This window comes from Kitasatospora sp. NPDC090308 (genome assembly GCF_044769485.1).
Taxonomy (GTDB): domain Bacteria; phylum Actinomycetota; class Actinomycetes; order Streptomycetales; family Streptomycetaceae; genus Kitasatospora; species Kitasatospora fiedleri.
This window is the reverse complement of record NZ_JBIVXY010000017.1, coordinates 1-26,086: the sequence shown is the minus strand read 5'-3', so window position 1 is coordinate 26,086 and position 26,086 is coordinate 1. Positions and strand designations below refer to the sequence as shown.

The following is a 26,086-nucleotide window of genomic DNA, read 5'->3' as shown; positions in this document are numbered from 1 at the left end:
CTCGTCAGGCAGGGCCGGACACCGGGATCGGGTCCGGTTCCTCACCATATGAGCGATTTGTACGATTTGCTTCACGGGGTTGGGTCAGACGGTGACCGTTCCGTGACCTGTCAGCGTGTCGGGGCACCATGGGGTCATGGCCTCCTCAGACGCTGACCCGCTGCACGGCTTCGCCCCGGCCACCCGGGCCTGGTTCACGGGGGCGTTCGCCGCGCCCACCGAGGCGCAGTCCCGGGCCTGGTCGGCGATCGGGCTCGGGACGGACGTGCTGGTGGTCGCCCCGACCGGCTCCGGCAAGACGCTGGCGGCCTTCCTCTCCGCGCTGGACCGGCTGGCCGCCACCCCGCCCCCGGCCGACCCGAAGCGCCGCTGCCGGGTGCTCTACGTCTCCCCGCTGAAGGCACTCGCGGTCGACGTCGAGCGCAACCTGCGGGCCCCGCTGGCCGGCCTGCGGCAGGCCAGCGTCCGGCTCGGCCTGCCCGAGCCCGAAGTCCGGGTCGGCATCCGCTCCGGCGACACCCCGGCCGCCGACCGCCGCCGCTTCGCCACCCAGCCGCCGGACATCCTGATCACCACCCCCGAGTCGCTGTTCCTGCTGCTCACCTCCGCCGCCCGGGAGGCCCTGCGCGGCGTCGACACGGTGATCCTGGACGAGGTGCACGCGGTGGCCGGCACCAAGCGCGGCGCGCACCTGGCGCTCAGCCTGGAGCGCCTGGACGAGCTGCTGGAGCGCCCGGCCCGCCGGATCGGCCTGTCCGCCACCGTCCGCCCGGTCGAGGAGGTCGCCCGCTACCTCAGCCCGCAGCGCGGCGCGGCGATCGTCCAGCCCGCCGGCGACAAGCGCTTCGACCTGTCCGTGGTGGTCCCCGTCCCGGACCTGGCCGACCTGCCCGCCGCCCCGGCCGAGGAGACCGACCCGCAGCGGCAGGGCTCGATCTGGCCGCACGTCGAGGAGCGGATCGTCGACCTGGTGCAGGCGCACCGCTCGACCATCGTGTTCGCCAACTCCCGCCGCCTGGCCGAGCGGCTGTGCAACCGGCTGAACGAGATCGCCTACGAGCGGGCCACCGGCGCCCCGCTGCCCGAGGCGCACTCCCCCGCCGAGCTGATGGGCGGCTCGGGGGCGGTCGCGGGCGCCCCGCCGCTGCTGGCCCGGGCCCACCACGGCTCGGTGTCCAAGGAGCAGCGCTCGCTGGTGGAGGAGGAGCTGAAGGCCGGCCGGCTGCCCGCCGTGGTGGCCACCTCCAGCCTGGAGCTGGGCATCGACATGGGCGCCGTCGACCTGGTGGTGCAGGTCGAGTCCCCGCCCTCGGTGGCCTCCGGCCTGCAGCGGGTCGGCCGGGCCGGGCACCAGGTCGGCGCGGTCTCCAGCGGCGTGTTCTTCCCCAAGTACCGGGGCGACCTGGTGCAGTCCGCCGTGGTCACCGAGCGGATGCGGGCGGGCGCCATCGAGGCCCTGCGCGTCCCGCGCAACCCACTGGACGTGCTGGCCCAGCAGCTGGTCGCGATCACCGCGCTGGACGTCTGGGACGTCGACGAGCTGCTCGCGCTGTGCCGCCGGGCCGCCCCGTTCGCCACCCTCCCGCGGTCCGCGTTCGACGGCGTCCTGGACATGCTGGCCGGCCGCTACCCGTCCGACGCCTTCGCCGAGCTGCGCCCCCGCCTGGTCTGGGACCGCGTCGCGGGCACCGTCACCGGCCGCCCCGGCGCCCAGCGGCTGGCCGTCACCTCCGGCGGCACCATCCCCGACCGCGGCCTGTTCGGCGTCTTCATCGCGGGCGCGGCCGGGTCCGATTCGAAGGCGGGCAAGAAGGGCGGCGGCCGGGTCGGGGAGCTGGACGAGGAGATGGTCTACGAGTCCCGGGTGGGGGACGTCTTCACCCTGGGCACCACCTCCTGGCGCATCCAGGAGATCACCCACGACAAGGTGCTGGTCACCCCCGCCCCCGGCGTCCCCGGCCGGCTCCCGTTCTGGAAGGGCGACACCCTCGGCCGCCCGCTCGAACTCGGCCGCGCCCTGGGCGCGTTCGTCCGCGAGCTCGGCGCCCTGGAGCCGGCGGCGGCCACCGCCCGGCTGCGCGCGGCCGGCCTGGACGACTGGGCCGCCGCCAACCTGCTCGCCTACCTCGCCGAGCAGCGCGAAGCCTGCGGCCACCTGCCCGACGACCGCACCATCGTGGTCGAGCGCTTCCGCGACGAGCTCGGCGACTGGCGGATCGTCGTGCACTCCCCGTTCGGCGCCCAGGTGCACGCCCCGTGGGCGCTGGCCATCGGCGCCCGGCTGCGCGAGAAGCACGGCCTGGACCCGCAGGTGATGCACGCCGACGACGGCATCGTGCTGCGGCTGCCGGACGCCGACCTGCTGGGCGACTTCCCCTCGGCCACCCCGCCCCCCGGTGCGGCCCCGCCCGCCGACGAGGCCCCGGTCGGCGCCGACGCCGCGGTCTTCGACGCCGCCGAGATCGAGCAGCTGGTCACCGACCAGGTCGGCGGCTCCGCCCTGTTCGCCGCCCGCTTCCGCGAGTGCGCCGGCCGCGCCCTGCTGCTGCCCCGCCGCAGCCCCGGCAAGCGCACCCCGCTGTGGCAGCAGCGCCAGCGCGCCTCCCAACTCCTGGAGGTGGCCGCCGAGTACGGCTCCTTCCCGATCGTCCTGGAGGCCGTCCGCGAGTGCCTGCAGGACGTGTTCGACGTGCCCGGCCTGGTCGAGCTGATGGGAGACCTGGAGTCCCGCGCGGTGCGGCTGGTCGAGGTCACCACCCCCGAGCCGTCCCCGTTCGCCCGCTCCCTGCTGTTCGGCTACGTCGCCCAGTTCCTGTACGAGGGCGACTCCCCGATCGCCGAGCGCCGCGCCGCCGCCCTGGCGCTGGACTCCCGGCTGCTGTCCGAGCTGCTCGGCCAGGCCGAGCTGCGCGAACTGCTCGACCCGCAGGTCCTCGCCGACCTGGAGGCCGAGCTCCAGCGGCTCACCCCCGAGCGCCGGATCAAGGACGCCGAGGGCGTCGCCGACGCGCTGCGCCTGCTCGGCCCGCTCTCCGAGGCCGAACTGGGCCTGCGCGGCGCCGAACCGCTGTGGGCGCTGGAGCTGGAGGCCGCCCGCCGGGCGATCCAGGTCCGGATCGGCGGCGCGCTGCGCTGGGCCGCGATCGAGGACGCCGGGCGGCTGCGCGACGCCCTCGGCACCCCGCTGCCGGTCGGCGTCCCCGAGGCGTTCACCGAGCCGGTCAAGGACCCGCTGGGCGACCTGCTGGCCCGGCACGCCCGCACCCACGGCCCGTTCACCGCGCAGGACGCCGCCGAGCGCTTCGGCCTCGGCACCGCCGTGGTCACCGGCACCCTGCACCGCCTCACCGCCGCCGGCCGCCTGGTCCAGGGCGAGTTCAGGCCGGACGGCTCGGCCGCCGCCCCCGAGTGGTGCGACACCGAGGTGCTGCGCCGCCTGCGCCGCCGCTCGCTGGCCGCCCTGCGCCACGAGGTGGAGGCCGTCCCGGCCAGGGCGCTGGCCGCGTTCCTCCCCCAGTGGCAGCACCTGGCCGGCCACCGGCTGCGCGGCGCCGACGGCCTCTACCGGGTGGTCGAGCAGCTCCAGGGCACCGCGCTGCCCGCCTCCGCCCTGGAGAAGCTCGTGCTGCCCGCCCGGCTCGCCGACTACTCCCCCGCCCTGCTGGACGAGCTGACGGCGGCCGGCGAGATCGGCTGGTCCGGCGCGGGCGCGCTGCCCGGCAAGGACGGCTGGATCAGCCTGCACCTGCCGGAGAACGCCCACCTGCTGCGCCCCGAGCCGCTGCCGCTCACCCCGGGCCCGGTGCACACCGCCCTGCTGGAGGCGCTCACCGGCGGCTACGGCGCGTTCTTCCGCCAGCTCGCCGAGCGCGTCCCCGGCACCCCGGACGCCGAGATCGCCGACGCCCTGTGGGACTTGGTCTGGGCCGGGTACGTCACCAACGACACCCTGGCCCCGCTGCGCGGCCTGCTCGGCTCCGGCCGCACCGCCGGGGCCACCGCGCACCGCGCACCGCGCACCACCCCGCGCGGCCGCTACGGCGGCGCGGGGCGCGGCCCGGCCCGCCCCGCAGCCCGCACCGGCCCGCCGACCACCGTGGGCCGCTGGTCGCTGCTGCCCGCCCTCGACGGGGACCCGACGGTGCGGGCCGCCGCCCGGGCGCAGGCCCTGCTCGACCGGCACGGCGTGCTGACCCGCGGCACCGTGGCCGCCGAGCGGGTGCCCGGCGGCTTCGCGGGCGTCTACCGGGTGCTGTCCGCGTTCGAGGAGCGCGGCAAGGCCCGCCGCGGCTACTTCGTCGAGGGCCTGGGCGGCGCCCAGTTCGCCATGGCCGGCGCCGCCGACCGGCTGCGCTCGGTCAGCTCCCGGCTGGAGCGGGCGGCGGCCACCGAGTGGACGGCCGCCGCCCCCGACCAGGCCCCGCAGGCCGTGGTGCTGGCCGCCGCCGACCCGGCCAACGCGTACGGCGCGGCCCTGCCCTGGCCCGAGCCGCCCGCGGACACCGCCGCCGCGCACCGCCCCGGCCGCAAGGCGGGCTCGCTGGTCGCCCTGGTCGACGGCGAGCTGGTGCTCTACCTGGAGCGCGGCGGCAAGTCCCTGCTCGCCTGGTCCGGCGACGGCCCCGCGCTGGCCGCGGCGCTGGCCGGGCTGGCCGGGCCGCTCACCATCGAGCGCGTCAACGGCCACCCGGCCCTCACCAGCCCACTGGGCGGGCACCTGGAAACGGCCGGTTTCCACCCCACTCCGAAGGGCTACCGGCTCAGGTAGCGGGGGCGGGGTGCGGGCGGTTCACCCGTCCGAGGGAGGGCTCCCCGCCCCGGGCGGCCCCGGCGGCGGGGGGTTCCCGGCGTCCGGGGTCTCCCCCCGTTTCCCGGGTTCCGGCACCAGTCTGGTGTGCACCGGGATCAGCCCGGCCCCCCACCATCCGGCCGCGAGCATGCCGAGGGCGGCACCGCCGTGTATCGCGGTGCCGCCCCTCAGCAGCAGTATCAGGCCCAGACCGACCAGTGCCGTCGCACCGAGCAGCAGCGCACTGCGCGCACTCCGCATCGTGGCCCTCCTTCACCCGGCGCCCCGCGGTGGCGGGGCGGACGAGGTCCGGTCAGGCCGCCACCACGTCCATCGCCGCCTTGGGCGAGATGGACCCGGACCGGTCGACGCCGGGTGCCGGCAGCGGAACCGGTTCGAGCACCGGCCTCAGCAGATCACCCTCCGAGAGTGTCGCCATCGCCGCAAGTTCGGCGAGCGACAGTTCGTCGCTGACCTCCCGCATGACCTCCGACATCCGCACGTCGAGCGCGTCGCAGATGGCGGAGAGCAGCTCGGAGGACGCCTCCTTCTGACCCCGCTCGACCTCGGAGAGGTACCCGAGCGAAACCCTGGCGGCTGCCGACACCTCGCGGAGTGTGCGGCCCTGGCGCTGGCGCTGCCGACGCAGCACATCGCCCAGCAGGCGACGGAGCAGAATCATCGGTGCCTCCCTCCTCGGACTGCGGATCGAGATGTCACGACCCCACCGTACCGCCTTGCCAGCATCCCGTGCCGGGACCGGGGTCGTGTTCACTCTGGGCTGCAAGGCGCCCCCTCCCTGTTTCTTCCCCGCCGGGGCCGTCGAACCACCCGTGACGGGCAGATGTCCGGCTCCGGACGCGCGGTCGACGCCGGGTCGACGGACGTGCCTCCCGGCGAGGCCCCGCCCGGCCGGAGCATCCGGTGTAACACGTTCCCCCGGCGGGTGCGGTGGGTTCCCGGGTTTTCGGCCCGCCGCACCGGGTCTTTCGGCGAAGCTCAGCCGGAGCGGGACGCCAGGCGCCGCAGCAGCAGCTCCAGCGCGGCGTCCACCGACCCCTGCCGGATCGTGTCACGCCCACCCGACAACCGGAGCGGGAGCGCTTCTGTTCCCGCCGGTCCGGCCAGGGCCACGTACACGGTGCCGACCGGCTGCCCGTCCTGCGGCTCGGGCCCGGCCACGCCGGTGGTGGCCAGCGCCCAGTCGGCGCCGAGCAGCCGGCGGACGCCCTCGGCCATCTGCCGGGCCACCACGGGGTGGACCGGGCCGTACACGTCCAGCAGGCCCTCGTCGACGCCGAGCAGGGCGGACTTGAGGTCGGTGGCGTACGCGGTGACCGAGCCCCGGAAGACCGCGGAGGCCCCGGGGACGCCGACCAGGGCGGCGGCCAGCAGCCCGCCGGTGAGGGACTCGGCGACGGCCAGGGTGGCGCCGTCGGCCCGCAGCGCGGCCAGCGCCCGGGCCGCCGCCGCGGTACCGGGCTCACCCACCGCGGTGCCGGGCTCACCCACCGCGGCGCTCCCGGGCGATGCCCTCGCGGCGCAGCCGGACGGCCTGGAGCAGGTAGTCGAGGCCGGTGGCCAGGGTGAGGAGGACCGCGACGCCCATCATCACGGCCCGGGCGGTGGCCAGCGGCCCGGTGAGCACCAGGACGTACATGCCGACCGCGGTGCCCTGGGCGAGCGTCTTGACCTTGCCGCCGCGGCTGGCCGGGATGACGGCGTAGCGGATCACCCAGAACCGCATCAGGGTGATGCCGATCTCCCGGGCCAGGATGACCACGGTGATCCACCAGGGCAGGTCGCCGAGCAGGGACAGGCCGATCAGGCCGGTGCCCATGATCGCCTTGTCGGCGATCGGGTCGGCGATCCGGCCGAAGTCGGTGACCAGGCCCTTGCTGCGGGCCAGCGCGCCGTCGAAGACGTCGGTGATCATCGCGATGGCGAAGGCCGCCCAGGCGAGGGCCCGCCACTTCGGGTCGTGGCCGCCGTCGGCGAACAGCAGCGCGGCGAAGACCGGGACGAGCACCAGCCGGAACATGGTCAGCACGTTGGCGATGTTCCACACGCCGGGCTGCGGCGGGACGGCCGCCGGGGTCGGCCGGGTGGCGGCCGGGGCGCCCGGCCCCTTCGTCATACGTCGGCTCCGGCGAGCTGCTGGACCTCGACGGCCCCGATGGCCTCGACGGCCTCGGCGACCAGGTCGACGCCCTCGGTGCCGGTCACCGTGGCCCGGTAGAACCGGCCGACCACCGCGTCCTGGACGCCGAGCAGGGTGGTCAGGCCGTCGGTCTCCGGGGCCTGGTGGGCGGCCCGGCCCTCGACCACCCCGTCCTCGACCGACTCGACCAGCACGGTCACCTCGCTGCCGACCCGCTGTTCGGCGCGCTGCGCGGTGAGCTCCTCGGCGAGCTTGGAGAGCCGGGCGACGCGGTCGTCGACGACGTCCTGGTCGAGCTTGCCGTCGTAGCCGGCCGCCTCGGTGCCGTCCTCGTCGGAGTAGCCGAAGACGCCGATGGCGTCGAGGCCGGCGTGGGTGACGAACCGTTCCAGCTCCGCGAAGTCCTCCTCGGTCTCGCCGGGGAAGCCCACGATGAAGTTGGAGCGGGCGCCGGCCCCGGGGGCCTTGGCCCGGATCGTCTCCAGCAGGCCGAGGAACTGCTCGGTGGAGCCGAAGCGGCGCATCCGGCGCAGCACGGCGGGCGCGGAGTGCTGGAAGGACAGGTCGAAGTAGGGCACGACCTTGTCGGTCCCGGTCATCACGTCGATCAGGCCGGGGCGCATCTCGGCGGGCTGGAGGTAGCTGACCCGGACCCGCTCGATGCCCTCGACGGCGGCGATCTCGCTCAGCAGGGTCTCCAGCAGGCGGATGTCGCCGAGGTCCTTGCCGTAGGAGGTGTTGTTCTCGGAGACCAGGACCACCTCGCGCACGCCCTGTCCGGCCAGCCAGACGGCCTCGCCCAGCACGTCGCCGGGGCGGCGGGAGATGAAGGAGCCGCGGAAGGCCGGGATGGCGCAGAACGAGCAGCGGCGGTCGCACCCGGAGGCGAGCTTGATCGAGGCGACCGGGGCGTCGTCCAGCCGCTTGCGCAGGGTGCGCGGGCCGGAGGCGGGGGCCAGGCCGTCGGGGAGGTCCGCGGGGGCGCCGTGGCCGGGCAGCGCGATCTCGGCGGCGGCGGCCTGCCGCTCGACCGGGGTGAGCGGGAGCAGCTTGCGGCGGTCGCGGGGGGTGTGGGCCTCGACGTGGCCGCCGGAGAGGATGGTGTTCAGGCGGGTGGAGATGTCGGCGTAGTCGTCGAAGCCGAGCACGCCGTCGGCTTCGGGGAGGGCGTCGGCGAGTTCCTTGCCGTAGCGCTCGGCCATGCAGCCGACGGCGACCACGGCCTGGGTGCGGCCGTGCCCCTTGAGGTCGTTGGCCTCCAGCAGGGCGTCGACGGAGTCCTTCTTGGCGGCCTCGACGAACCCGCAGGTGTTGACGACGGCGACGTCGGCCTCGCTGGCGTCGTCCACCAGCCGCCAGCCGTCGGCCTCCAGTCGCCCGGCGAGTTCCTCGGAGTCGACCTCGTTGCGGGCGCATCCGAGCGTGACCAGGGCGACAGTGCGGGTTTCAGGCATGACGCCAAGATTAACGCGCGCCCCCCGGTGGAGTTCCCTCCGGAGGGCGCGCGGTTCGCTTCGGCGGGCGGATCGTCCCGATTCAGCCCGCCTGCGGGTCGCCCGGGGTGTAGGTGAGGTGCACGACCTGGCCGTCCTGACCGGCCGGGCCGAGGTCCTTGCCGTTGACGAACAGGTGGACGGCCCCGGCGTTGCCGATCACCAGGGTGATCTTCTTGGCGTCGGTGAAGGTCTGGTCCTGGCCGGCTTCCAGGTTGTTGGAGTAGAGCGACTTGCCGTTGCCGTCCTTGGCGGTGACCCAGCTCTTGTCCGACCCGGCGACCAGCTTGACGGTGACCTTGTCGGCGGGCGCGGCGGCGATCGCGGCGACGCTGCTCTCGGGGGCCGGCGGCTGCGCGGACGGGGAGGCGGTGGCCGGGGCGGGGACGCCGGAGGGCAGCGGGGCGCTGGCCGCGCCGGGCTGGTCGCCGGCGGAGGACGAGGAGCCGACCAGGTTGTAGCCGATCAGCATGACCACGGCGAGGATCGCCACCACCATCGCGGCGGTCCAGTTCGGCCGGTTGTGGTCCTTGACCTTGATCGGGCCGGAGTCGATCAGCTGGCCGGCGGTCGGCGCGGGCGCCCCGCCGTGCTCGGCGTCGTAGCGGGCGACCAGCGCCTCGCCGTCCAGGCCGACCTCGCGGGCCAGCAGCCGCAGGTGGCCACGGGCGTAGAAGGCGCCGCCGCAGCGGTCGAAGTCGTCGGACTCGATGGCGTGCACGATCGGCACCCGGATCCTGGTCCGGGTGCTGACCTGGTCGACCGTCAGGCCCGCGTCGATCCGGGCCCTGGCGAGCAGCCGCCCGATGCTCGGCCCGCCGGAGGTACGGCTCGGCTCCTCGGCGGCGGCGGGCGCGGAGGCGTCGGGGGCGGAACTGCGGGGGGACTTGCCGATGGTCACTGGGCACGCCTTTCGAGCGGAGGCCACCTGCTGAAGCACCAGTCTAGGGGTGGGGGCGGAACGTTTCTCAACCGGAGGGGGCCCGAACGTGCCACAGTCTCGCAACAGAACTTGACGGGCGGTCACCGCGGTCTCCGGTCGTGCGGCCGCCCGCCGCCTACCCCCGGAGGGTCACCAGTACACTGTCCAGTTCGTCCGGCTTGACCAGCACGTCGCGGGCCTTGGAGCCCTCGCTGGGGCCGACGATGCCGCGGGACTCCATCAGGTCCATCAGCCGGCCCGCCTTGGCGAAGCCGACCCGCAGCTTGCGCTGGAGCATCGAGGTCGAGCCGAACTGGGTGGTGACGACAAGCTCGGCGGCCTGGATCAGCAGGTCGAGGTCGTCGCCGATCTCCTCGTCGATCTCCTTCTTGGGGCCGCCGCCGACCACCACGTCGTCGCGGTAGCGGGCGGCCAGCTGGTCCTTGCAGTGCTGGACGATCTTGGCGATCTCCGCCTCGGTGACGAAGGCGCCCTGCATCCGGACCGGCTTGGAGGCGCCCATCGGCAGGAACAGCGCGTCGCCCTTGCCGATCAGCTTCTCCGCGCCGGGCTGGTCGAGGATGACCCGGGAGTCGGCCATCGCCGAGGTGGCGAAGGCCAGCCGGGACGGCACGTTGGCCTTGATCAGGCCGGTGACCACGTCCACCGAGGGGCGCTGGGTGGCCAGCACCAGGTGGATGCCGGCGGCGCGGGCGAGCTGGGTGATCCGGACCACCGAGTCCTCGACGTCGCGCGGGGCGACCATCATCAGGTCGGCCAGCTCGTCGACGATCACCAGCAGGTACGGGTAGGGCGACAGCTCGCGCTCGCTGCCGAGCGGCGGCTGCACGGTGCCGGCCCGGACGGCGGCGTTGAAGTCGTCGACGTGCCGGAAGCCGTAGGCCGCCAGGTCGTCGTAGCGCATGTCCATCTCGCGCACCACCCACTGGAGCGCCTCGGCGGCCTTCTTCGGGTTGGTGATGATCGGCGTGATCAGGTGCGGGATGCCCTCGTACGCGGTCAGCTCGACCCGCTTGGGGTCGACCAGCACCATCCGGACCTCGTCGGGGGTGGCGCGCACCAGCACCGAGGTGATCAGGCAGTTGATGCAGGAGGACTTGCCCGCGCCGGTGGCGCCGGCCACCAGGACGTGCGGCATCTTCGCCAGGTTGGCCATCACGGTGTGGCCCTCGACGTCCTTGCCCATGCCGACCACCATCGGGTGGGTGTCCTCGGCGGCGGTGCGCGAGCGCAGCAGGTCGCCGAGGGTGACCATCTCCCGGTCCCGGTTCGGGATCTCCACGCCGACCGCGGACTTGCCGGGGATCGGCGAGATGATCCGCACGTCGGGGGTGGCCACCGCGTAGGCGATGTTCTTCGCCAGCGCGGTGATCCGCTCGACCTTCACGGCGGGGCCGAGCTCGACCTCGTAGCGGGTCACCGTCGGGCCGCGGGTGAAGCCGGTGACCCGCGCGTCGACCTTGAACTCGGCGAACACGCCGCTGAGTTGGGCCACCACGTCGTCATTGGTCTGGGACCGGGCCTTGGCCGGGGCGCCGCGCTCCAGCAGGTCCAGCGGGGGCAGCGCGTAGGTGACGTCGCCGGAGAGCCGGAGCTGTTCCATCCGGGCCGGGGCGGCGCCGTGGCCCTCGGGGGCGGCCGGGGCGCCGGGGGCGGCCGCCGGGGCGTCCGCGGCCCGGGCGGCGGGCACCTCGGGCGTCCAGGGCTCCTCCGGGGGCGCGGTGTTGTCCTTGACCTGGCCGATCATGCTGGCCACCGCGGGCGAGCCGGGCACCCCGTACAGCAGCGCGCCGTCCAGGTCGGCGGCGACCCCGGCCGCGATGTCCCGGGTCTGGTACGGGTCCTTCTCCAGCGGGAGCGGCTCGGTGGGCTCCAGGCCACCGTCGCCCTCGCCCTTGCGGCGGCGGCGCCGGCGGCGGGCGGAGAGCTCGTCGCTCTCGACGGTGATCGGCAGCGCGTCCGGGTCGGCGTCCTCGGGCGGGGCGGTGGAGTAGGCCCGCTCGGCGTCGGACGCCCCGGCCTCCTCCGGGTCGCCGGGCAGCGGCTCGACCACGCCCAGGCGCACGCCGAGCAGCCGCAGCCGCTCGGGGATGCGGTTGACGGGCGTGGCGGTGACCACCAGCAGGCCGAAGAAGGCGACCAGCAGCAGCAGCGGGACGGCCAGCGGCGGGCCGGCCGCGGCCATCATCGGGGTGGACGCGGCCCAGCCGATCAGCCCGCCGGCCTGCCGGATCCTCGTGGCTCCGGCGCCCATCGCGGGCGCGCCGCAGCCGATGTGCACCAGGCCCAGGACGCCGACCACCAGGGTGCTCAGGCCGATCGCGATCCGGCCGTTGGCCTCGGGGAGCTCGGGGTGGCGCATCAGCCGGACGGCGAGCGCGCCGAACAGGAACGGCACCAGCACGTCGAGCCGGCCGAACAGGCCGGAGACCACGTTGGTGGCGGCCTCCCCGAGCCAGCCCTGCGGGCTGAACCACGTCCCGGCGGCGGTCACCAGGGCCAGCGCCAGCAGCAGCAGCGCCACGCCGTCCTTGCGGTGCTCGGGGTGCAGGTTTCGGGCGCCCTGGCCGAAGCCGCGGAACAGCGCGCCCACCGGGTGCGCCAGGCCCAGCCAGAGGGCGCGGAGGGCGCGGAAGAGTATCGGTCGCCTCGGCGGGGCCGGCGGGGGCGGCGGCGCGGCCGGGGCCCGCCGGGCCGGGGCGGCCTTCTTCGCCGGGGACTTCCTGGCGGGCGCCTTGGCCGCGGCGGCCTTGGCGGGCGCCTTCTTGGCCGGCGCGCCCTTGGCCGGCCCGGGCTTGCTGGTGCGTGCGGCGCTTCCGGGCGTTCGTGTGGCCATGGGGGGCAGCCTACCGGCGCGCCCGGGCCGGGGACATGCGCGGGCGCACTTCGGCGGGTTGTGTCGCCGACGCGCCGTCAGCCACCCGGGAACCACCCGGACGGGCGACGCCGACGTCCCGTCAGGGGGAGCCGGGGCGCAGCGCGTCGAGCGCCCCGCGCAGGCCGGCGATCTTCCGCTCCAGGTGCGCGGCGGTGGCGGCGGCGCCGCCGTCCGGGCCCGCGTCGAGCTGCTTGGTGAGCGCCTCGGCCTGCTCCTCGACGGCGGCCAGCCGGGCCGACAGCTCGCCGAGCAGCGCCCCGCCGATGGCCGGCTCCTCGCCCGCCTCCAGTTGCAGGCGCAGCAGCGCGGCCTGCTCCTTGAGCTGGGTGTTCTTCTGGTACAGGTCGACGAAGACGGAGACCTTGGCCCGCAGCACCCACGGGTCGAAGGGCTTGGAGATGTAGTCGACCGCGCCGGCCGCGTAGCCCCGGAAGGTGTGGTGCGGTCCGTGGTTGATCGCGGTCAGGAAGATGATCGGGATGTCCCTGGTCCGCTCGCGGCGCTTGATGTGCGCCGCGGTCTCGAACCCGTCCATGCCGGGCATCTGGACGTCCAGCAGGATCACCGCGAAGTCGTCGGTGAGCAGAGCTTTGAGCGCTTCCTCGCCGGAGGAGGCGCGCACCAGGGTCTGGTCGAGCGCGGAGAGGATCGCCTCCAGGGCGAGCAGGTTCTCCGGACGGTCGTCGACCAGGAGGATCTTCGCCTTCTGCACCAGGACCCGCCCTCCTGCCGGTTGTTTCCCGTGGGCCGGCACCTTCGTGCCGCCCATCACTGCCCCGGTCATGCTAGCCGTACCCCCTCGCCTGCCACAGGCCCGGTGCCGGGCGTCACCGTACGGTCACTGTTGGCAACGACGGGTGACCCTACCGGGTTCCCGCCCGCGGGGGCCAGCCGGAGCGGCCCCCGCGGGCGGCGGTCACCTGACAGGCAGGTGCTGGCGCATCACCGCCAGCAGGTGGTCGGTCTCCACCGGCTTGGTGATGTGGTCGGTGGCGCCCGCCTGGAGGCTCTTCTCGCGGTCGCCCTTCATCGCCTTGGCGGTCAGCGCGATGATCGGCAGGCCGGAGAACCGGGGCATCCGGCGGATCTGCTCGGTGGTCGCGTAGCCGTCCAGCTCGGGCATCATGATGTCCATCAGCACCAGGGCGACGTCCTCGTGCTGCTCCAGCATCTCGATGCCCTCGCGGCCGTTCTCGGCGTACAGCACGGTCAGGCCGTACTGCTCCAGCACGCTGGTGAGGGCGAACACGTTGCGGATGTCGTCGTCGACGATCAGCACCCGCTCGCCGTCGAAGCGCGGCGGGGCGGCGGCGGGGCGGGACGGCTCGCCCTGGCGCGGGACGGTCTCCTCGGCCGGGCGGGGGGCGTCGGCGGGGCGGCGGCGCTCGACGGTGGAGCGGCGGCGCTCCTCGACCAGGCCGCGGGCCTCCTGGGTCCACTGCTCGGCGGGGGTGCGGGGGGCTTCTAGGGCGCGCGGGGCGCCGCCGCGCTCCAGGGTGACCGGCTCGGGGCCCTCGCTGCGCAGCGGCAGGTAGAGGGTGAAGGCGGAGCCGCGGCCCAGCTCGCTCTCGACGTGGATCTCGCCGCCGAGCAGCCGGGCGATCTCCCGGCTGATCGACAGGCCCAGGCCGGTGCCGCCGTACTTGCGGCTGGTGCCGCCGTCGGCCTGCTTGAACGCCTCGAAGATCTCCCGGAGCTTGTTGCCGGGGATGCCGATGCCGGTGTCGGAGACCGAGAAGGCGATCAGCGGCTCGTCCGGGTCGGCCATGGTGCCGGACTCCAGCAGCTGCTCGCGCACGTGCTGCGGGATCTCCTGGCCGGCCACCGGGCGGATCATCAGCTCGACCGCGCCGGCGTCGGTGAACTTCACCGCGTTGGACAGCAGGTTGCGCAGCACCTGCTGGAGGCGCTGCTCGTCGGTGTGCAGGGTGACCGGCAGGTCCGGGGAGACCCGGACCGCGAAGTCCAGGTTCTTCTCGGCGGCCAGCGGCCGGAACGCGGCCTCCACGTAGTCGACCAGCTGGACGAGCGCGATCCGGGCCGGGCGGACGTCCATCTTGCCCGCCTCGACCTTGGACAGGTCGAGGATGTCGTTGATCAGCTGGAGCAGGTCGCTGCCCGCGCCGTGGATGGTCTCGGCGAACTCGACCTGCTTGGCCGACAGGTTGCCCTCGTTGTTGTCGGAGAGCAGCTTGGCCAGGATCAGCAGCGAGTTGAGCGGGGTGCGCAGCTCGTGCGACATGTTGGCGAGGAACTCGCTCTTGTAGCGGGAGGCCAGGGCGAGCTGCTCGGCGCGCTCCTCCAGGATCTGCCGGGCCTCCTCGATCTCGCTGTTCTTGATCTCGATGTCGCGGTTCTGCTGGGCGAGTTGCTCGGCCTTCTCCTGCAACTCCTCGTTGGTACGCTCCAGTTCCTCCTGGCGGGCCTCCAACTCGGCGGATCGCATCGAGAGTTCGGCGGTCAGCCGCTGGGACTCCAGCAGCAGGCCCTCGGTCTTGGTGTTGACCGAGATGGTGTTGACGGTGACGCCGATCTGGTCGGCGATCTGGTTCAGGAAGTCCAGCGCGACGGTGGTGAAGCTGGAGAAGGTGGCCAGTTCGATCACGCCGAGCAGCCGGCCCTCGAACAGCACCGGCATCACCACCACGTGCGCCGGGGAGGACTCGCCGAGGCCGGAGGAGATCTTCAGGTAGCCGGGCGGGGTCTCCTTGAGCACGATCGGCCGCTTCTCCACGGCGGCCTGCCCGATCAGGCCCTCGCCGAGCCGGAAGGTGGTGGGCATGGTGCGCCGGTGGTAGCCGTAGGAGCCGATCAGGCGCAGCACGATGTCGTTCTCGTCGTCGTCCTCGGTGACGAGTTCGGCGGTGCGCCCGGCGGGCTGGGCGAGGAAGAAGGCGCCGTGCTGGGCGGAGACCACCGGGGTCAGCTCGCTCATGATCAGCGAGGCGACGGCGGACAGGTCGCGGCGGCCCTGGAGCAGGCCGGACATCCGGGCCAGGTTGGACTTGAGCCAGTCCTGCTCCTTGTTGGTCCGGGTGGTCTCGCGCAGGTTGGCGATCATCTGGTTGATGTTGTCCTTGAGCTCGTCGAGCTCGCCGGACGCGTCCACGTTGATCCGGGGTGACAGGTCGCCCCGGGTGACGGCGGTGGCGACCTGGGCGATCGCGCGCACCTGCCGGGTCAGGTTGTTGGCCAGCTCGTTCACCGACTCGGTGAGGTCCTGCCAGGTGCCGGCCACGCCGGGGACGCGGGCCTGGCCGCCGAGCCGGCCGTCGGTGCCGACCTCGCGGGCCACCCGGGTGACCTCGTCGGCGAACGCGCCGAGCTGGTCGACCATGGTGTTGATGCTGGTCTTGAGCTCCAGGATCTCGCCGCGGGCGTCGACGTCGATCTTCTGCGAGAGGTCGCCGCGGGCCACCGCGGTGATCACCAGGGCGATGTTGCGGACCTGGCCGGTGAGGTTGTTGGCCATCAGGTTGACGTTCTCGGTCAGGTCCTTCCAGATCCCGGCCACGCCCGGGACGCCGGCCTGGCCGCCCAGGATGCCGTCGGTGCCCACCTCGCGGGCGACGCGGGTGACTTCGACGGCGAAGGCCGACAGCTGGTCGACCATGGTGTTCAGGGTGCCGGCCAGCGCGGCGACCTCGCCGGCCGCGTCGATGGCGATCTTCTTGGACAGGTCGCCGCGGGCCACCGCGGAGGCGACCTCGGCGATGTTGCGGACCTGGCTGGTCAGGTTGGACGCCATCAGGTTGACGTTGTCGGTCAGGTCGCGCCAGATGCCGGAGACGCCGGAGACCCGGGCCTGGCCGCCCAGGATGCCGTCGGTGCCGACCTCGCGGGCGACGCGGGTGACCTCGTCGGCGAACGCGGACAGCTGCTCGACCATGGTGTTGACGGTGGTGACGAGCTCGCGGATCTCGCCCTTCGCGTCGACGGTGATCTTCTTGGAGACGTCGCCGCGGGCCACCGCGGTGGTCACCTCGGCGATCGAACGCACCTGGCTGGTCAGGTTGTTGGCCATCAGGTTCACCGAGTTGGTGAGGTCCTTCCAGGTGCCGGAGACCCCGGGCACGCTGGCCTGGCCGCCCAGGATGCCCTCGGTGCCGACGTCCCGGGCGACCCGGGTCACCTCGTCGGCGAACGAGGAGAGCTGGTCGACCATGGTGTTGATGGTGTTCGTCAGCTCCAGGATCTCGCCCCGGGCGTCCACCTGGATCTTCTGCGACAGGTCGCCCCTGGCGACCGCGGTGGTGACCTGCGCGATGTTGCGGACCTGGCTGGTCAGGTTGTTCGCCATCGAGTTGACGTTCTCGGTCAGGTCCTTCCAGACGCCGGCCACCCCCGGCACCTGGGCCTGCCCGCCGAGGATGCCCTCGGTGCCCACCGCGCGCGCCACCCGGGTCACCTGCTCGGCGAACCCGGACAGCTGGTCGACCATCGTGTTGATGGTGTTCTTCAGCTCCAGGATCTCGCCCCGGGCGTCGACCTCGATCTTGCGCGACAGGTCGCCCTTGGCGACCGCGGTGGTCACCTCGGCGATGTTGCGGACCTGCGCGGTCAGGTTGGCGGCCATGAAGTTCACCGAGTCGGTGAGGTCGCGCCACACGCCGGCCACGCCCGACACCTGCGCCTGGCCGCCGAGCCGGCCCTCGGTGCCCACGTCGCGGGCCACCGTGGTGACCTGCGCGGCGAACGAGTTGAGCTGGTCCACCATGGTGTTGACGGTGTTCTTCAGCTCCAGCATCTCGCCGTCGACGTCGACGGTGACCTTGCGCGACAGGTCGCCGCGGGCCACCGCGGTGGTCACCTCGGCGATGTTGCGCACCTGCGCGGTCAGCCGGCCCGCCATGGTGTTGACCGAGTCCGACAGGTCCTTCCAGGAGCCGGAGACGCTGCGCACCCGGGCCTGGCCGCCGAGCTTGCCCTCGGTGCCGACCTCGATCGCCACCCGGGTCACCTCGTCGGTGAACTCCGACAGCTGGTCGACCAGGCCGTTGACCGTCCGGCCGACCTTCAGGAACTCGCCGCGCAGCGGGTAGCTCGCCCCGGTGGTGTGCAGCGAGCGCAGCTCCATGGTCTGGGTCAGGTCGCCCTCGGCGATCGAGGACAGCACCCGGCCGACCTCGGCCATCGGCCGGGCCAGGTCGTCGATCAGCGCGTTGCAGTTGTCCACGGCCGCCATCCAGGCGCCCTCGCCGACCCCGGTCTCCAGCCGCTCCGAGAGCCGGCCCTCGCGGCCCACCGCCCGCCGCACCCGGGCCAGTTCACCGGTGAGGTGCTGGTTGCGCTCGGCGACCTCGTTGAACACCGCGGCGATCTCGGCCAGCAGGCCGTCGCCCGGGAAGGTCAGCCGGCGCCGGAAGTTGCCGTCGCGCATCGCGGTCAGCGCGGTCAGCAGCTTGCGCAGCTCCGCGGGCTCCGCGCCGCGCCCCGGCCCCGGGCGCCGCCCGCCGCCGGCCCGCGACGGCGGCACCGGGCGGGCGCCGCGCGCAGCGGCGGTCGTCGTACCGGACACGTCCTTGGTCGCCGAACTCAACGGGGCCCTCCCAGGTCCTGACTCGGTTCACCGCCGCGGGAGGATCGGCGTCCGGCCGGTCGGCTCCCGCGCCGTCCCTGTCGACCGTACTGCGGCGGTGACGGCACGCGGACCCCCCAGTGTGGCAGCACCGGCAGCCGGTGTCGGACCGGTTGCCCGGGGTTTTCCCGGCGAGCAGGGAAAGTGGTGAACGAAATCACCCCCAGGTGCCTGTTTCGACGCCCCGGCCCCGCTGGGTACCAACCGGAAAGTAGGGTGGAGGGCCGCACCGGGCCGAGGCGACGCCGCCCCGCGCCCGCAGTACCGCCCGAACCGTCCGCCCGGACCGTCCGCCGGACCAGCAGCAGAGGAGCCGTGGCCGTGGTCACCGCGCGCGCAGCCGCCACCTTCGAACCGGTCGACCGGTCGGCCGCCGCGGCCCGCGGCTTCGTCCGGGACGCCCTGCTCGGCTGGGGCGTGCCCGAGGTGGTGGACGACGCCGTGGTGCTGGTCAGCGAGCTGGTCACGAACGCCGTGGTGCACGCCGGGACGGCCGCCGAGGTGGCCTGCCTGCGCGAGGAGGACACCGTCCGGATCGAGGTCAGCGACCGGCACCCGGAGCGCGGCCTGCCCTCCTTCGCCAATGTGACGATGAACTCGCAGCGCTACGCCGACCCGGACGGCGAGGGCGGCCGCGGCCTGCTGATGTGCTCGGCGCTGTCCAGCAGCTGGGGCGTGGAGTACGCGGCCGGCCGCAAGACCGTCTGGTTCCGGCTCGCCCTGCCCGAGCAGCGGCCCGGCACCCGGTACGCGCTGCCCAGCCTGCCCGGCGGCGAGCTGCCGACCACGGACGGCCCGGTCCGGGTCGCCGTGGTGCAGCTCGACGACCACGGGCGGGTCCGGCACTGGAACGCCGACGCCGAGACGCTCTTCCACCGGCCGGCGGACGCCGTGTTCGGCCGCCCCTGGGCCGAACTGGCCGTCTGGCCGCAGACCCCCGGCCTCGGCCTCGGCGACACCCTGCGGCTGGCCCGCTGGGAGGGCTCGTACGCGGTGCGCGGCGGTGACGGCGCGGTGCAGGAGGTGTACGGCACCCACGTGCGGCTGCGCGACAGCCAGGGCACCCCGACCGTGCTGTGCGTGCTGGTCCGGGAGGCCGACCGCGCGGTGCTGCGCAGCCCCGGCACCCCCGGGGCCGCCGTGGAGAGCGCCGGCACCGCCGTCGAGCCGCTGGACCTGCTGGTCGGCCCGGTCTCCCCCGACGACCTGTCCAGCCTGCTGCAGCGGATCGTCGAGCGGGCCCGCGACCTGCTCGACGCCGACGCCTCCTACCTGCTGCTCACCAGCGAGGACGAGACCGAGTTCGAACTGCGCGCCGCCACCGGCCTGGCCGGCCCGGCCCGCCGCTTCTCCCGGCTGCCGATCGACGCCGGGGCCGGCCGCTTCGACTCGGCCCGGCTGCCCGCCGTCCACGAGGACCTCGCGGTCCGCCCCACCGGCGCCGCCCCGCTGCTCGACGGCACCGACCTGCGCTCGCTGATCACCGTCCCGCTCAAGGTCGAGGGCCGGCTGACCGGTTCGCTCGGGGTGGCCGCGGCCGCCCCCGGCCGCTACGACAACGAGGACGCACTGCGCCTGCAGTTCGCCGCCGACCGGATCGCGCTGGCCCTGGAGAGCGCCCGGCTCGGCGAGCTGGAGCGGCTGCGGCGCGGCTCGCTGTCCTTCCTGGTGGAGGCCTCCGACCTGCTCGCGGGCACCCTGGAGCACGAGCAGACGCTCGCCCTGATGGCGCAGATGGCCGTCCCCACCCTCTCCTCCTGGTGCGCCGTCTACACCACCGGCACGGACGCCGCGGCCGGCGCCGAACTCGCCTTCGTGCTGCACGAGGACGAGGACCGGATCGACGCGCTGCGCGCCCTGCTCGACAAGTCCCCCGCCCCGGAGGCGGTGCCCAGCCCGGGCGCCCGCCCGTGGTCCGCGCCCGCCGAGACCGCCCGGGCCCTCGGCCACCCGGTCGGGCCGGAGCTGGGCGAGACGGTGGTGATGCCGCTGTCCGCCCGCAACCGCGTGATCGGCCTGCTGGTGCTCGGCACCCGGCACGGCGTCCGGTTCCGCCAGGAGATCCTGGAACTCGGCGAGGACCTCTCCCGCCGGGCCGCCCTGGCGCTGGACAACTCGCGCCTGTACTCGGAGCGCACCGCGATCAGCCAGGCGTTCCAGCGCGCCCTGCTGCCGCCGGAGCTGCCGAAGATCCCCGGCGTCGAGGTGGAGGTCTTCTACCAGGCCGCGGGCGAGGGCAACGAGGTCGGCGGCGACTTCTACGACCTGTTCCCGATCCGCGAGGGCACCTACGGCTTCGCCATCGGCGACGTCTGCGGCACCGGCCCCGAGGCCGCCTCGGTCACCGGCCTGGCCCGCAACTCGCTGCGCCTGCTGGCCCGCGAGGGCCTCGACGCCCCGCAGGTGCTCACCCGGCTGAACGCCGCGATCCTGGACGAGGGCAGCCGGGCCCGCTTCCTCACCCTGCTCTACGGCGAGCTGACGCCCCGCGAGGACGGCTCGACCGTCCTGTCGCTGGTCTGCGCCGGCCACCCGCTGCCGCTGCGGCTGCGCACCGACGGACAGGTCGACCAGGCCGCCTCGCCGCAGCCGCTGCTCGGCGTGATGGACGAACTCGACCTCGTCGCCGAGGAGTTGATCCTCGCCCCGGGCGAGGTGCTGCTGTGCGTGACGGACGGCGTGACCGAGCGCCGGGAGGGCCGCCGGATGCTCGGCGACGACGGCCTGGCCGAGGTGCTGACCGGCTGCGCGGGCCTGACCGCGGGCGCCGTCGCGGCCCGGGTGCACCGGGCGGTGGAGCGGTTCGCGCCCGAGCCGCCGTCCGACGACATGGCCATCCTGACCCTGCGCATCCCGACCCAGCGGCAGAGCTGACCGATCACCGGTTTTCGAACCGGTTACGGGCCGGTGTCAGAACCGGTCACGGTTTGCTCACACTTGCTCATCCTGCGTGAGGCGCGCGGGTACGGAACCCGGCGGCCGGGTACACCGCAAGCACCGGGGGCTTCCACCCCGGAGGGCACGACCAGCGGCTCGGCCGCCGGTTCTCTCACTCGCCGCAGCCGCCGCACCCTCTCTTCGGTGCGCCCACGACCCGGCACTCGGCACCACCTCCGCACACCCCACTTTTCACCGTGATCCCGCCATGCCCTGGCGCAGAGTGAAAGGAGCCTCCGGTGAGCAACGAAGCCCCCGGGGCGAACGTCCGATCCGCTGACGCGGGTCCGCTCGGTTACCTGGCCCTCGGTCTGACCCTGCTGGCGTACGGCCTGCTCGGCACGGGTGTCCTCAGCGGCACCTCGGCCGGCGGCGCCGCCACGCTGGCCAACCTGGTCGGCGGCGTGACGCTGTTCGTCGCCGGCCTCTGGCAGTTCCGCGGCGGCGACCGCTTCAGCGGCACCGCGTTCACCGCCCTGGGCGCCTTCTGGGCGACCTGGGCCGCCGCCGGCCCGGCCGGCAAGAACACCGCAGGCCTGTTCCTGCTGCTGTGGGCGCTGCTGGCGCTCACCCTGACCGCCGCCTCCTGGGGCGCCGGCCTGCTCACCCGCGCGGTGTACGGCCTGCTGACGGTCTCCCTGGTGCTCAGCGCCATCGGAGCCTTCGCCGACGCCTCCGGCTGGGCCAAGGTCGGCGGCTGGATCGCCGCCGTCGCCGGCCTCGCCGCCTGGTACTCGGCCACCGCCGCCCTGACCGACGGCCGCTGGGGCCGGGTCGCCCTCCCGGTCAGGTAACCACCGCACCGCGCACCACCGCACCACCGTTCACCCCGGAGCCCGGACGCCACCCCCACGGCGCCCGGGCTCCGGCATGTCCGCAGGTCAACTGCCTCTCCGAAGAAAGGACTTGACAGTCCGACAGACCGCCAGTTCCATAGTGCTAGGAACCTAGATAAATGAGGTTGCGGTGATCGAGTTCCACATCGAGCCCCGGTCCGGCGTCGCCCCCTACCTGCAACTGGTCCACCAGGTGCGGCAGGCGCTGCGGCTGGGCCTACTGTCCGAGGGGGACCGGCTGCCCAAGGTCAAGGAGGTCGCGGCGAAGGTCGCGATCAACCCCAACACCGTGCTCAAGGCGTACCGCCAGCTGGAGAACGAAGGACTGGTCTCCCCCAAACCGGGCGTCGGCACCTTTGTCACCGGCACCCTCGGCACCCCCGCCGTGTCCGAACACGAGCCGTTGCGAAGGGAGTTGCGCCGCTGGCTGACCGCCGCCCGGGCCGCCGGGCTGGACGAGGAGTCCATCGAGGCACTGTTCCGCCAGACCGTCCGAAGCCCCACCGAAGAGGAACGATGACCGCGATCGTCGAAGCCCGGGCGCTGCACAAGCGCTACGGCCGCCGCCCGGCCCTCACCGACTGCACGCTGAGCGTCCCCGCCAGGAGCGTCGTCGGCCTGGTCGGCCCGAACGGCGCCGGCAAGTCCACCCTGCTGCAACTCGCCTGCGGCCTGCTCACCCCCACCAGCGGCAGCATCGAGGTGTTCGGCGCCCCGCCCGGCCGACTCGCCCGGGTCGGCTTCGTCGCCCAGGACACCCCCGTGTACGCCGGGCTCTCCGTCGCCGACCACCTGCGGATGGGCGCGAAGCTCAACCCCCGCTGGGACGCCGCCCTCGCCGCCCGCCGCGTCCGGCAGTTCGGCCTCGACCCCGCGCAGAAGGCCGGCCGCCTCTCCGGCGGCGGGCGCGCCCAGCTCGCCCTCACCCTGGCCGTCGCCAAGCGGCCCGAACTCCTGCTCCTGGACGAACCGGTGGCCGCCCTCGACCCGCTGGCCCGGCGCGTCTTCCTGCAGGGTCTGATGGAGTTCGTCGCCGAGTCCGAACCGCAGACCACCGTGGTGCTCTCCTCCCACCTGCTCTCCGACCTGGAACGGGTCTGCGACCGCCTGGTCGTGCTCGCCGACTCCCGGGTCCGCGCCGAGGGCGGCACCGACGACCTGCTCGCCACCCACTTCCGACTCACCACCACCCGCCGCGGCGCCGACACCCTGCCCGCCGGGATGCACGTCCTGCGGGCCGAACACACCGGGCGCCAGAGCACCTTCACCGTCCGCGCCGAGGGCCCCGTCGACGACCCGTCCTGGGTGATGGAACCGCTCGGCCTGGAGGACCTGGTCCTGCACCTGCTGTCCCACCCGTCCGAACCCGACCCCGGACCCGAACCCGCCGCCCCCCGCCCCGTCCCGGAGCCGCAACGATGACCTGGCTGACCTGGCGCCAGTACCGCGCCCAGTTCCTGACCGCCGCCGCCCTGCTCGCCGTCACCTCCGGCTACCTGGTGGTGAGCGGGCTCCGGCTGCGCGACGGCCTCCGCGGGCTGCCCGTCGGCTGCGCGGACGGCCGGTGCGTCGACGCGGACCGGCTGCTCCAGAGCCACCAGAACGCGTACCTGGCCGCCGGCGCGCTCGTCCTGCTCGCCCCCGCGCTGATCGGCGCGTTCTGGGGCGCCCCGCTGATCGCCCGCGAACTGGAGACCGGCACCCACCGGCTGGCCTGGACCCAGAGCGTCCACCGCGGCCGCTGGCTGGCCGGCAGGCTGCTGATCACCACCGCGGCAGCCGTCCTCGTCACCGGACTGCTCAGCCTGCTGGTCACCTGGTACGCCGTCCCCTTCGACCAACGCGACCACGACCGCTTCCACCCGCTGCTGTTCGACCTGCGCGGCCTCGTCCCGCTCGGCTACGCCGCGTTCGCCGTCGCGCTCGGGGCCTGCGCCGGTCTGTTCCTGCGCCGCACCCTCGCCGCGGCGGCCGTCACCCTGGCCGTCTTCGCCGCCGTCCAGGTCCTGGTGCCGCTGGCCGTCCGCCCGCACCTCCAGCAGCCCGTCCACGCACTCACCTCGCTGGGCGCCGTCCCGGTCGGCAGCGCCCGGATGGCGGGCTTCGAGGGCTCCACCCTCGCCCCCGACTCCCGGATGATCGCCGTCCTCGAGATCCCCGACGGCTGGGTGCTCACCGGCGCCGCCCCGCAGCCGGTCCGCGACGCGACGGGCCGCGTCCTCACCCTCGGCACCCAGCCCTGCACGGGCTCCGCCGGCCTCCTCCCGGACCTCGGATGCCTGAAGAAGTCCGACCTGTACGTCGCCGTCGACTACCAGCCGGCCGACCGCTACTGGACGTTCCAACTCGCCGAGACCGGGCTGTACCTCGTCCTGGCCGCCGCCCTCGCCGCCCTCACTGCGTGGGGTCTGCGCCGCCGCGGCTGACGCACCACCCGCCCGCACCCGCCTGCCCGCCCGTACTCGCGGCGGCCGGACCGGCCAGTCCGCTCCGGCCGCCGCTCCCGTCCGCCCCGCACCTCCCGCAATCGCCTGACCCGTTCACCTCGGGTTGCTACTGTCGGCGTGCGGAGGGGAACGGATGGGTCATTGGCTGGTGGGCACGGAGTCCCTCGCCGCATGCCGTTTCGCGCTCTCACCCCTGGTCGAGACGGTCGCCGCGGTCGGCATCCTCGCCGAGATCCGCCCCGAGCCGTGGCGCCGCGGCTGGCTCGCCACCCACCAACCCGCCTTCCGGGCCCACCTCGCGGCCACCCGGCAACCCGCCCCCCGGCCCAGCGCCCGCCAAGCCTCCGACTGGCCCGGCGAACTGCGCCTGCCCGTCCCCGACCCGGACGCCGACCCCCGGCTGCTCGACCTCACCGGCACCGACCTGCCACCGGACCTCACCGAACTCCTCGACTGGACGTGGCAGCACGTCGTCCGCCCCGAATGGCCCGCCCGCCTGCGCGCCTTCCGCGCCGACCTCACCGCCCGCCGCGAACGCGCCGAACGCCACGGCTGGCCCGCCGCCCTCCCCCACCCCGGCCCGCACCACCGCTGGCTCCCCGACGGCCGCCTGCGCCTCACCGCCCCCGACCTCCCGCCGCCCCCGCACCCCTCCCCCGAACTGCTGCTCGTCCCCACCAGCGCCCGCCACGGCTGGCTCTGCCCGGACGAGACGCGCAACCGGCTCGCCCTCGTCTACCCGACCTCGGCCGCCCCCGTCCCCGGCCCGCGCACTCCGCCCGCCAGCCTGGGCCGCCTGCTCGGCAGCGCCCGCGCCGAACTCCTGGCCGGCCTCGACCGCCCGCGCGACACCACCCAGCTGGCCGCCCTCACCGGCCTCGGCCCGGCCGCCGTCGACGACCACCTCACCGTCCTGCTCGACGCCCGCCTGATCGCCGGCACCACCACCGGCCGCTACTACCGCACCGCCCTCGCCGAAGCCCTGCTCTCCGCCCAGCCCGGCTGACCTCCGGCCTACCGGGCCGCGCTGGGCTCCCGCTCCCCCGGCCCCGACGCCGCGGCCTGCGGCCCGTCCTCCTCCTTCTGGCGCCACCCCGAGACCGCCGCCTGCACCAGGTACACGGTCAGCAGGATCACCACCGCCACCAGGCCGTCCGCCCAGAAGTGGTTCGCCGTCACCACGACCACCCACACCGTCACCACCGGGTGCAGCACCATCAGCCACCGCCACGGCCCGCGCGCCACCGAGACCACCGCCACCGCCGCGATCACGCACCACGCCACGTGCACCGAGGGCATCGCCGACAGCTGGTCCGCCACCACCCCCGCGACCGCGCTGCCGTACACCGACTGCCCGTACTGCTCCGCCAGGTCGACGAACCCGCTGCCCGGCAGCATCCGCGGCGGCGCCACCGGGATGAACTGGATCAGCAGGCACACCGCCGTGGTCGCCACCACCGTGGTCCGCACCCACGCGTACCGCGCCCGGTGCCGCAGGAACAGCCAGAGCAGCACCACCAGCATCACGCCGAAGTGCATGGTCGCGTAGTAGTAGTTCGCCCCCTGCACCAGCCACGGATGCCCCACCACCGCCCGCTGCCACGACGCCTCGTCCGGCAGCCCGAACTCCCCCTCCGTCCGGTGGATCCACTCCGCCCGCTCCAACGCGTGGCCGGTGCCCACCAACGACAGGTGCCCCACCACCTGCCACAGCGCGAACAACGCCAGCAGCGTCCCCGCCTCCCGCAGCGCGTCCGCCGCCACCCCCGCCCGAAGCCGCCGCACCTCCCCGCCGGCCCGCCGAGCCACCCCTCGCCTGACCGCGAACGCCGCAGCGTACAGCGCCACGGAGGCACCGGCCGAGGTTTGCCACGTCAACGTCAGGTTCTGCATTGGCGAAGGCTACCCGCCCGTTCCCGGGAACGCGAAAAAGCCCCCTGACATCCCGTCAGGGGGCTTTCCCACAAAGATTGTTCGGCGGCGTCCTACTCTCCCACAGGGTCCCCCCTGCAGTACCATCGGCG

16 protein-coding genes are annotated in these 26,086 nt (G+C 74.3%); 7 read left to right on the top strand and 9 right to left on the bottom strand.

Annotated features, from left to right (window positions below):
* Positions 1-136: 136 nt before the first annotated feature.
* Positions 137-4,768 (top strand): ATP-dependent helicase, encoded by a 4,632-nt coding sequence (locus ACIQVD_RS29280; RefSeq protein ID WP_402292221.1) that lies wholly within the window; start codon positions 137-139, stop codon positions 4,766-4,768.
* A gap of 334 nt (positions 4,769-5,102) precedes the next feature.
* Here the strand turns inward: ACIQVD_RS29280 and ACIQVD_RS29275 are convergent, their stop codons facing one another.
* The 8 genes from ACIQVD_RS29275 to ACIQVD_RS29240 all read right to left on the bottom strand — a co-directional run bounded on the left by ACIQVD_RS29275 (position 5,103) and on the right by ACIQVD_RS29240 (position 17,644).
* Positions 5,103-5,471 carry a helix-turn-helix domain-containing protein gene (locus ACIQVD_RS29275; protein ID WP_030457965.1) on the bottom strand — a complete coding sequence of 123 codons (369 nt, stop codon included), beginning with the start codon at positions 5,469-5,471 and terminating at the stop codon, positions 5,103-5,105.
* 317 nt (positions 5,472-5,788) lie between these two features.
* Positions 5,789-6,301 (bottom strand): CinA family protein, encoded by a 513-nt coding sequence (locus ACIQVD_RS29270; protein WP_402292220.1) that lies wholly within the window; start codon positions 6,299-6,301, stop codon positions 5,789-5,791.
* Positions 6,294-6,926 carry a CDP-diacylglycerol--glycerol-3-phosphate 3-phosphatidyltransferase gene (gene pgsA / locus ACIQVD_RS29265; RefSeq protein ID WP_400690283.1) on the bottom strand — a complete coding sequence of 211 codons (633 nt, stop codon included), beginning with the start codon at positions 6,924-6,926 and terminating at the stop codon, positions 6,294-6,296. The genes ACIQVD_RS29270 and pgsA overlap by 8 nt, the downstream gene beginning before the upstream one ends.
* Positions 6,923-8,404 carry a 30S ribosomal protein S12 methylthiotransferase RimO gene (rimO, locus tag ACIQVD_RS29260; RefSeq protein WP_402292219.1) on the bottom strand — a complete coding sequence of 494 codons (1,482 nt, stop codon included), beginning with the start codon at positions 8,402-8,404 and terminating at the stop codon, positions 6,923-6,925. Before rimO ends, pgsA begins: the two co-directional genes overlap by 4 nt.
* 82 nt (positions 8,405-8,486) lie before the next feature.
* Positions 8,487-9,344, bottom strand: coding sequence for a helix-turn-helix domain-containing protein (locus ACIQVD_RS29255; protein ID WP_402292218.1), 858 nt, complete (start codon positions 9,342-9,344; stop codon positions 8,487-8,489).
* A 157-nt stretch (positions 9,345-9,501) separates the two neighbouring features.
* Positions 9,502-12,222: a DNA translocase FtsK gene (locus ACIQVD_RS29250; RefSeq protein WP_402292217.1), complete on the bottom strand. Its 2,721-nt coding sequence runs from the start codon at positions 12,220-12,222 to the stop codon at positions 9,502-9,504.
* A gap of 121 nt (positions 12,223-12,343) precedes the next feature.
* Positions 12,344-12,979 carry a response regulator gene (locus ACIQVD_RS29245; protein WP_402292268.1) on the bottom strand — a complete coding sequence of 212 codons (636 nt, stop codon included), beginning with the start codon at positions 12,977-12,979 and terminating at the stop codon, positions 12,344-12,346.
* A 201-nt stretch (positions 12,980-13,180) separates the two neighbouring features.
* On the bottom strand, positions 13,181-17,644 hold the full coding sequence (locus ACIQVD_RS29240) for a HAMP domain-containing protein (RefSeq protein WP_100840724.1): 4,464 nt from the start codon (positions 17,642-17,644) through the stop codon (positions 13,181-13,183).
* A 414-nt stretch (positions 17,645-18,058) separates the two neighbouring features.
* Between ACIQVD_RS29240 and ACIQVD_RS29235 the strand changes: the two genes are divergently transcribed.
* The 6 genes from ACIQVD_RS29235 (at position 18,059) to ACIQVD_RS29210 (ending at position 25,068) form a co-directional block, all read left to right on the top strand.
* A complete protein-coding gene (locus ACIQVD_RS29235; RefSeq protein WP_400690272.1) occupies positions 18,059-20,716 on the top strand; it encodes a SpoIIE family protein phosphatase in 2,658 nt (885 codons plus the stop codon).
* Between the two features lie 302 nt (positions 20,717-21,018).
* On the top strand, positions 21,019-21,573 hold the full coding sequence (locus tag ACIQVD_RS29230; protein ID WP_402292216.1) for an acetate uptake transporter: 555 nt from the start codon (positions 21,019-21,021) through the stop codon (positions 21,571-21,573).
* Between the two features lie 172 nt (positions 21,574-21,745).
* Positions 21,746-22,135, top strand: coding sequence for a GntR family transcriptional regulator (locus ACIQVD_RS29225; RefSeq protein WP_402292215.1), 390 nt, complete (start codon positions 21,746-21,748; stop codon positions 22,133-22,135).
* The gene (locus tag ACIQVD_RS29220) at positions 22,132-23,037 is read left to right on the top strand and encodes an ABC transporter ATP-binding protein (protein ID WP_402292214.1); all 906 of its coding nucleotides are present in this window, start codon (positions 22,132-22,134) and stop codon (positions 23,035-23,037) included. The genes ACIQVD_RS29225 and ACIQVD_RS29220 overlap by 4 nt, the downstream gene beginning before the upstream one ends.
* Positions 23,034-24,041 carry an ABC transporter permease subunit gene (locus ACIQVD_RS29215; protein WP_402292213.1) on the top strand — a complete coding sequence of 336 codons (1,008 nt, stop codon included), beginning with the start codon at positions 23,034-23,036 and terminating at the stop codon, positions 24,039-24,041. Before ACIQVD_RS29220 ends, ACIQVD_RS29215 begins: the two co-directional genes overlap by 4 nt.
* Positions 24,042-24,210: 169 nt before the next feature.
* Positions 24,211-25,068 (top strand): winged helix-turn-helix domain-containing protein, encoded by an 858-nt coding sequence (locus ACIQVD_RS29210; RefSeq protein WP_402292212.1) that lies wholly within the window; start codon positions 24,211-24,213, stop codon positions 25,066-25,068.
* Positions 25,069-25,076: 8 nt separating this feature from the next.
* On the opposite strand, the gene ACIQVD_RS29205 is transcribed toward ACIQVD_RS29210, so the two are convergent.
* Complete coding sequence (locus ACIQVD_RS29205; RefSeq protein WP_402292211.1) at positions 25,077-25,847, bottom strand: phosphatase PAP2 family protein; 771 nt, start codon at positions 25,845-25,847, stop codon at positions 25,077-25,079.
* Positions 25,848-26,086: the final 239 nt, after the last annotated feature.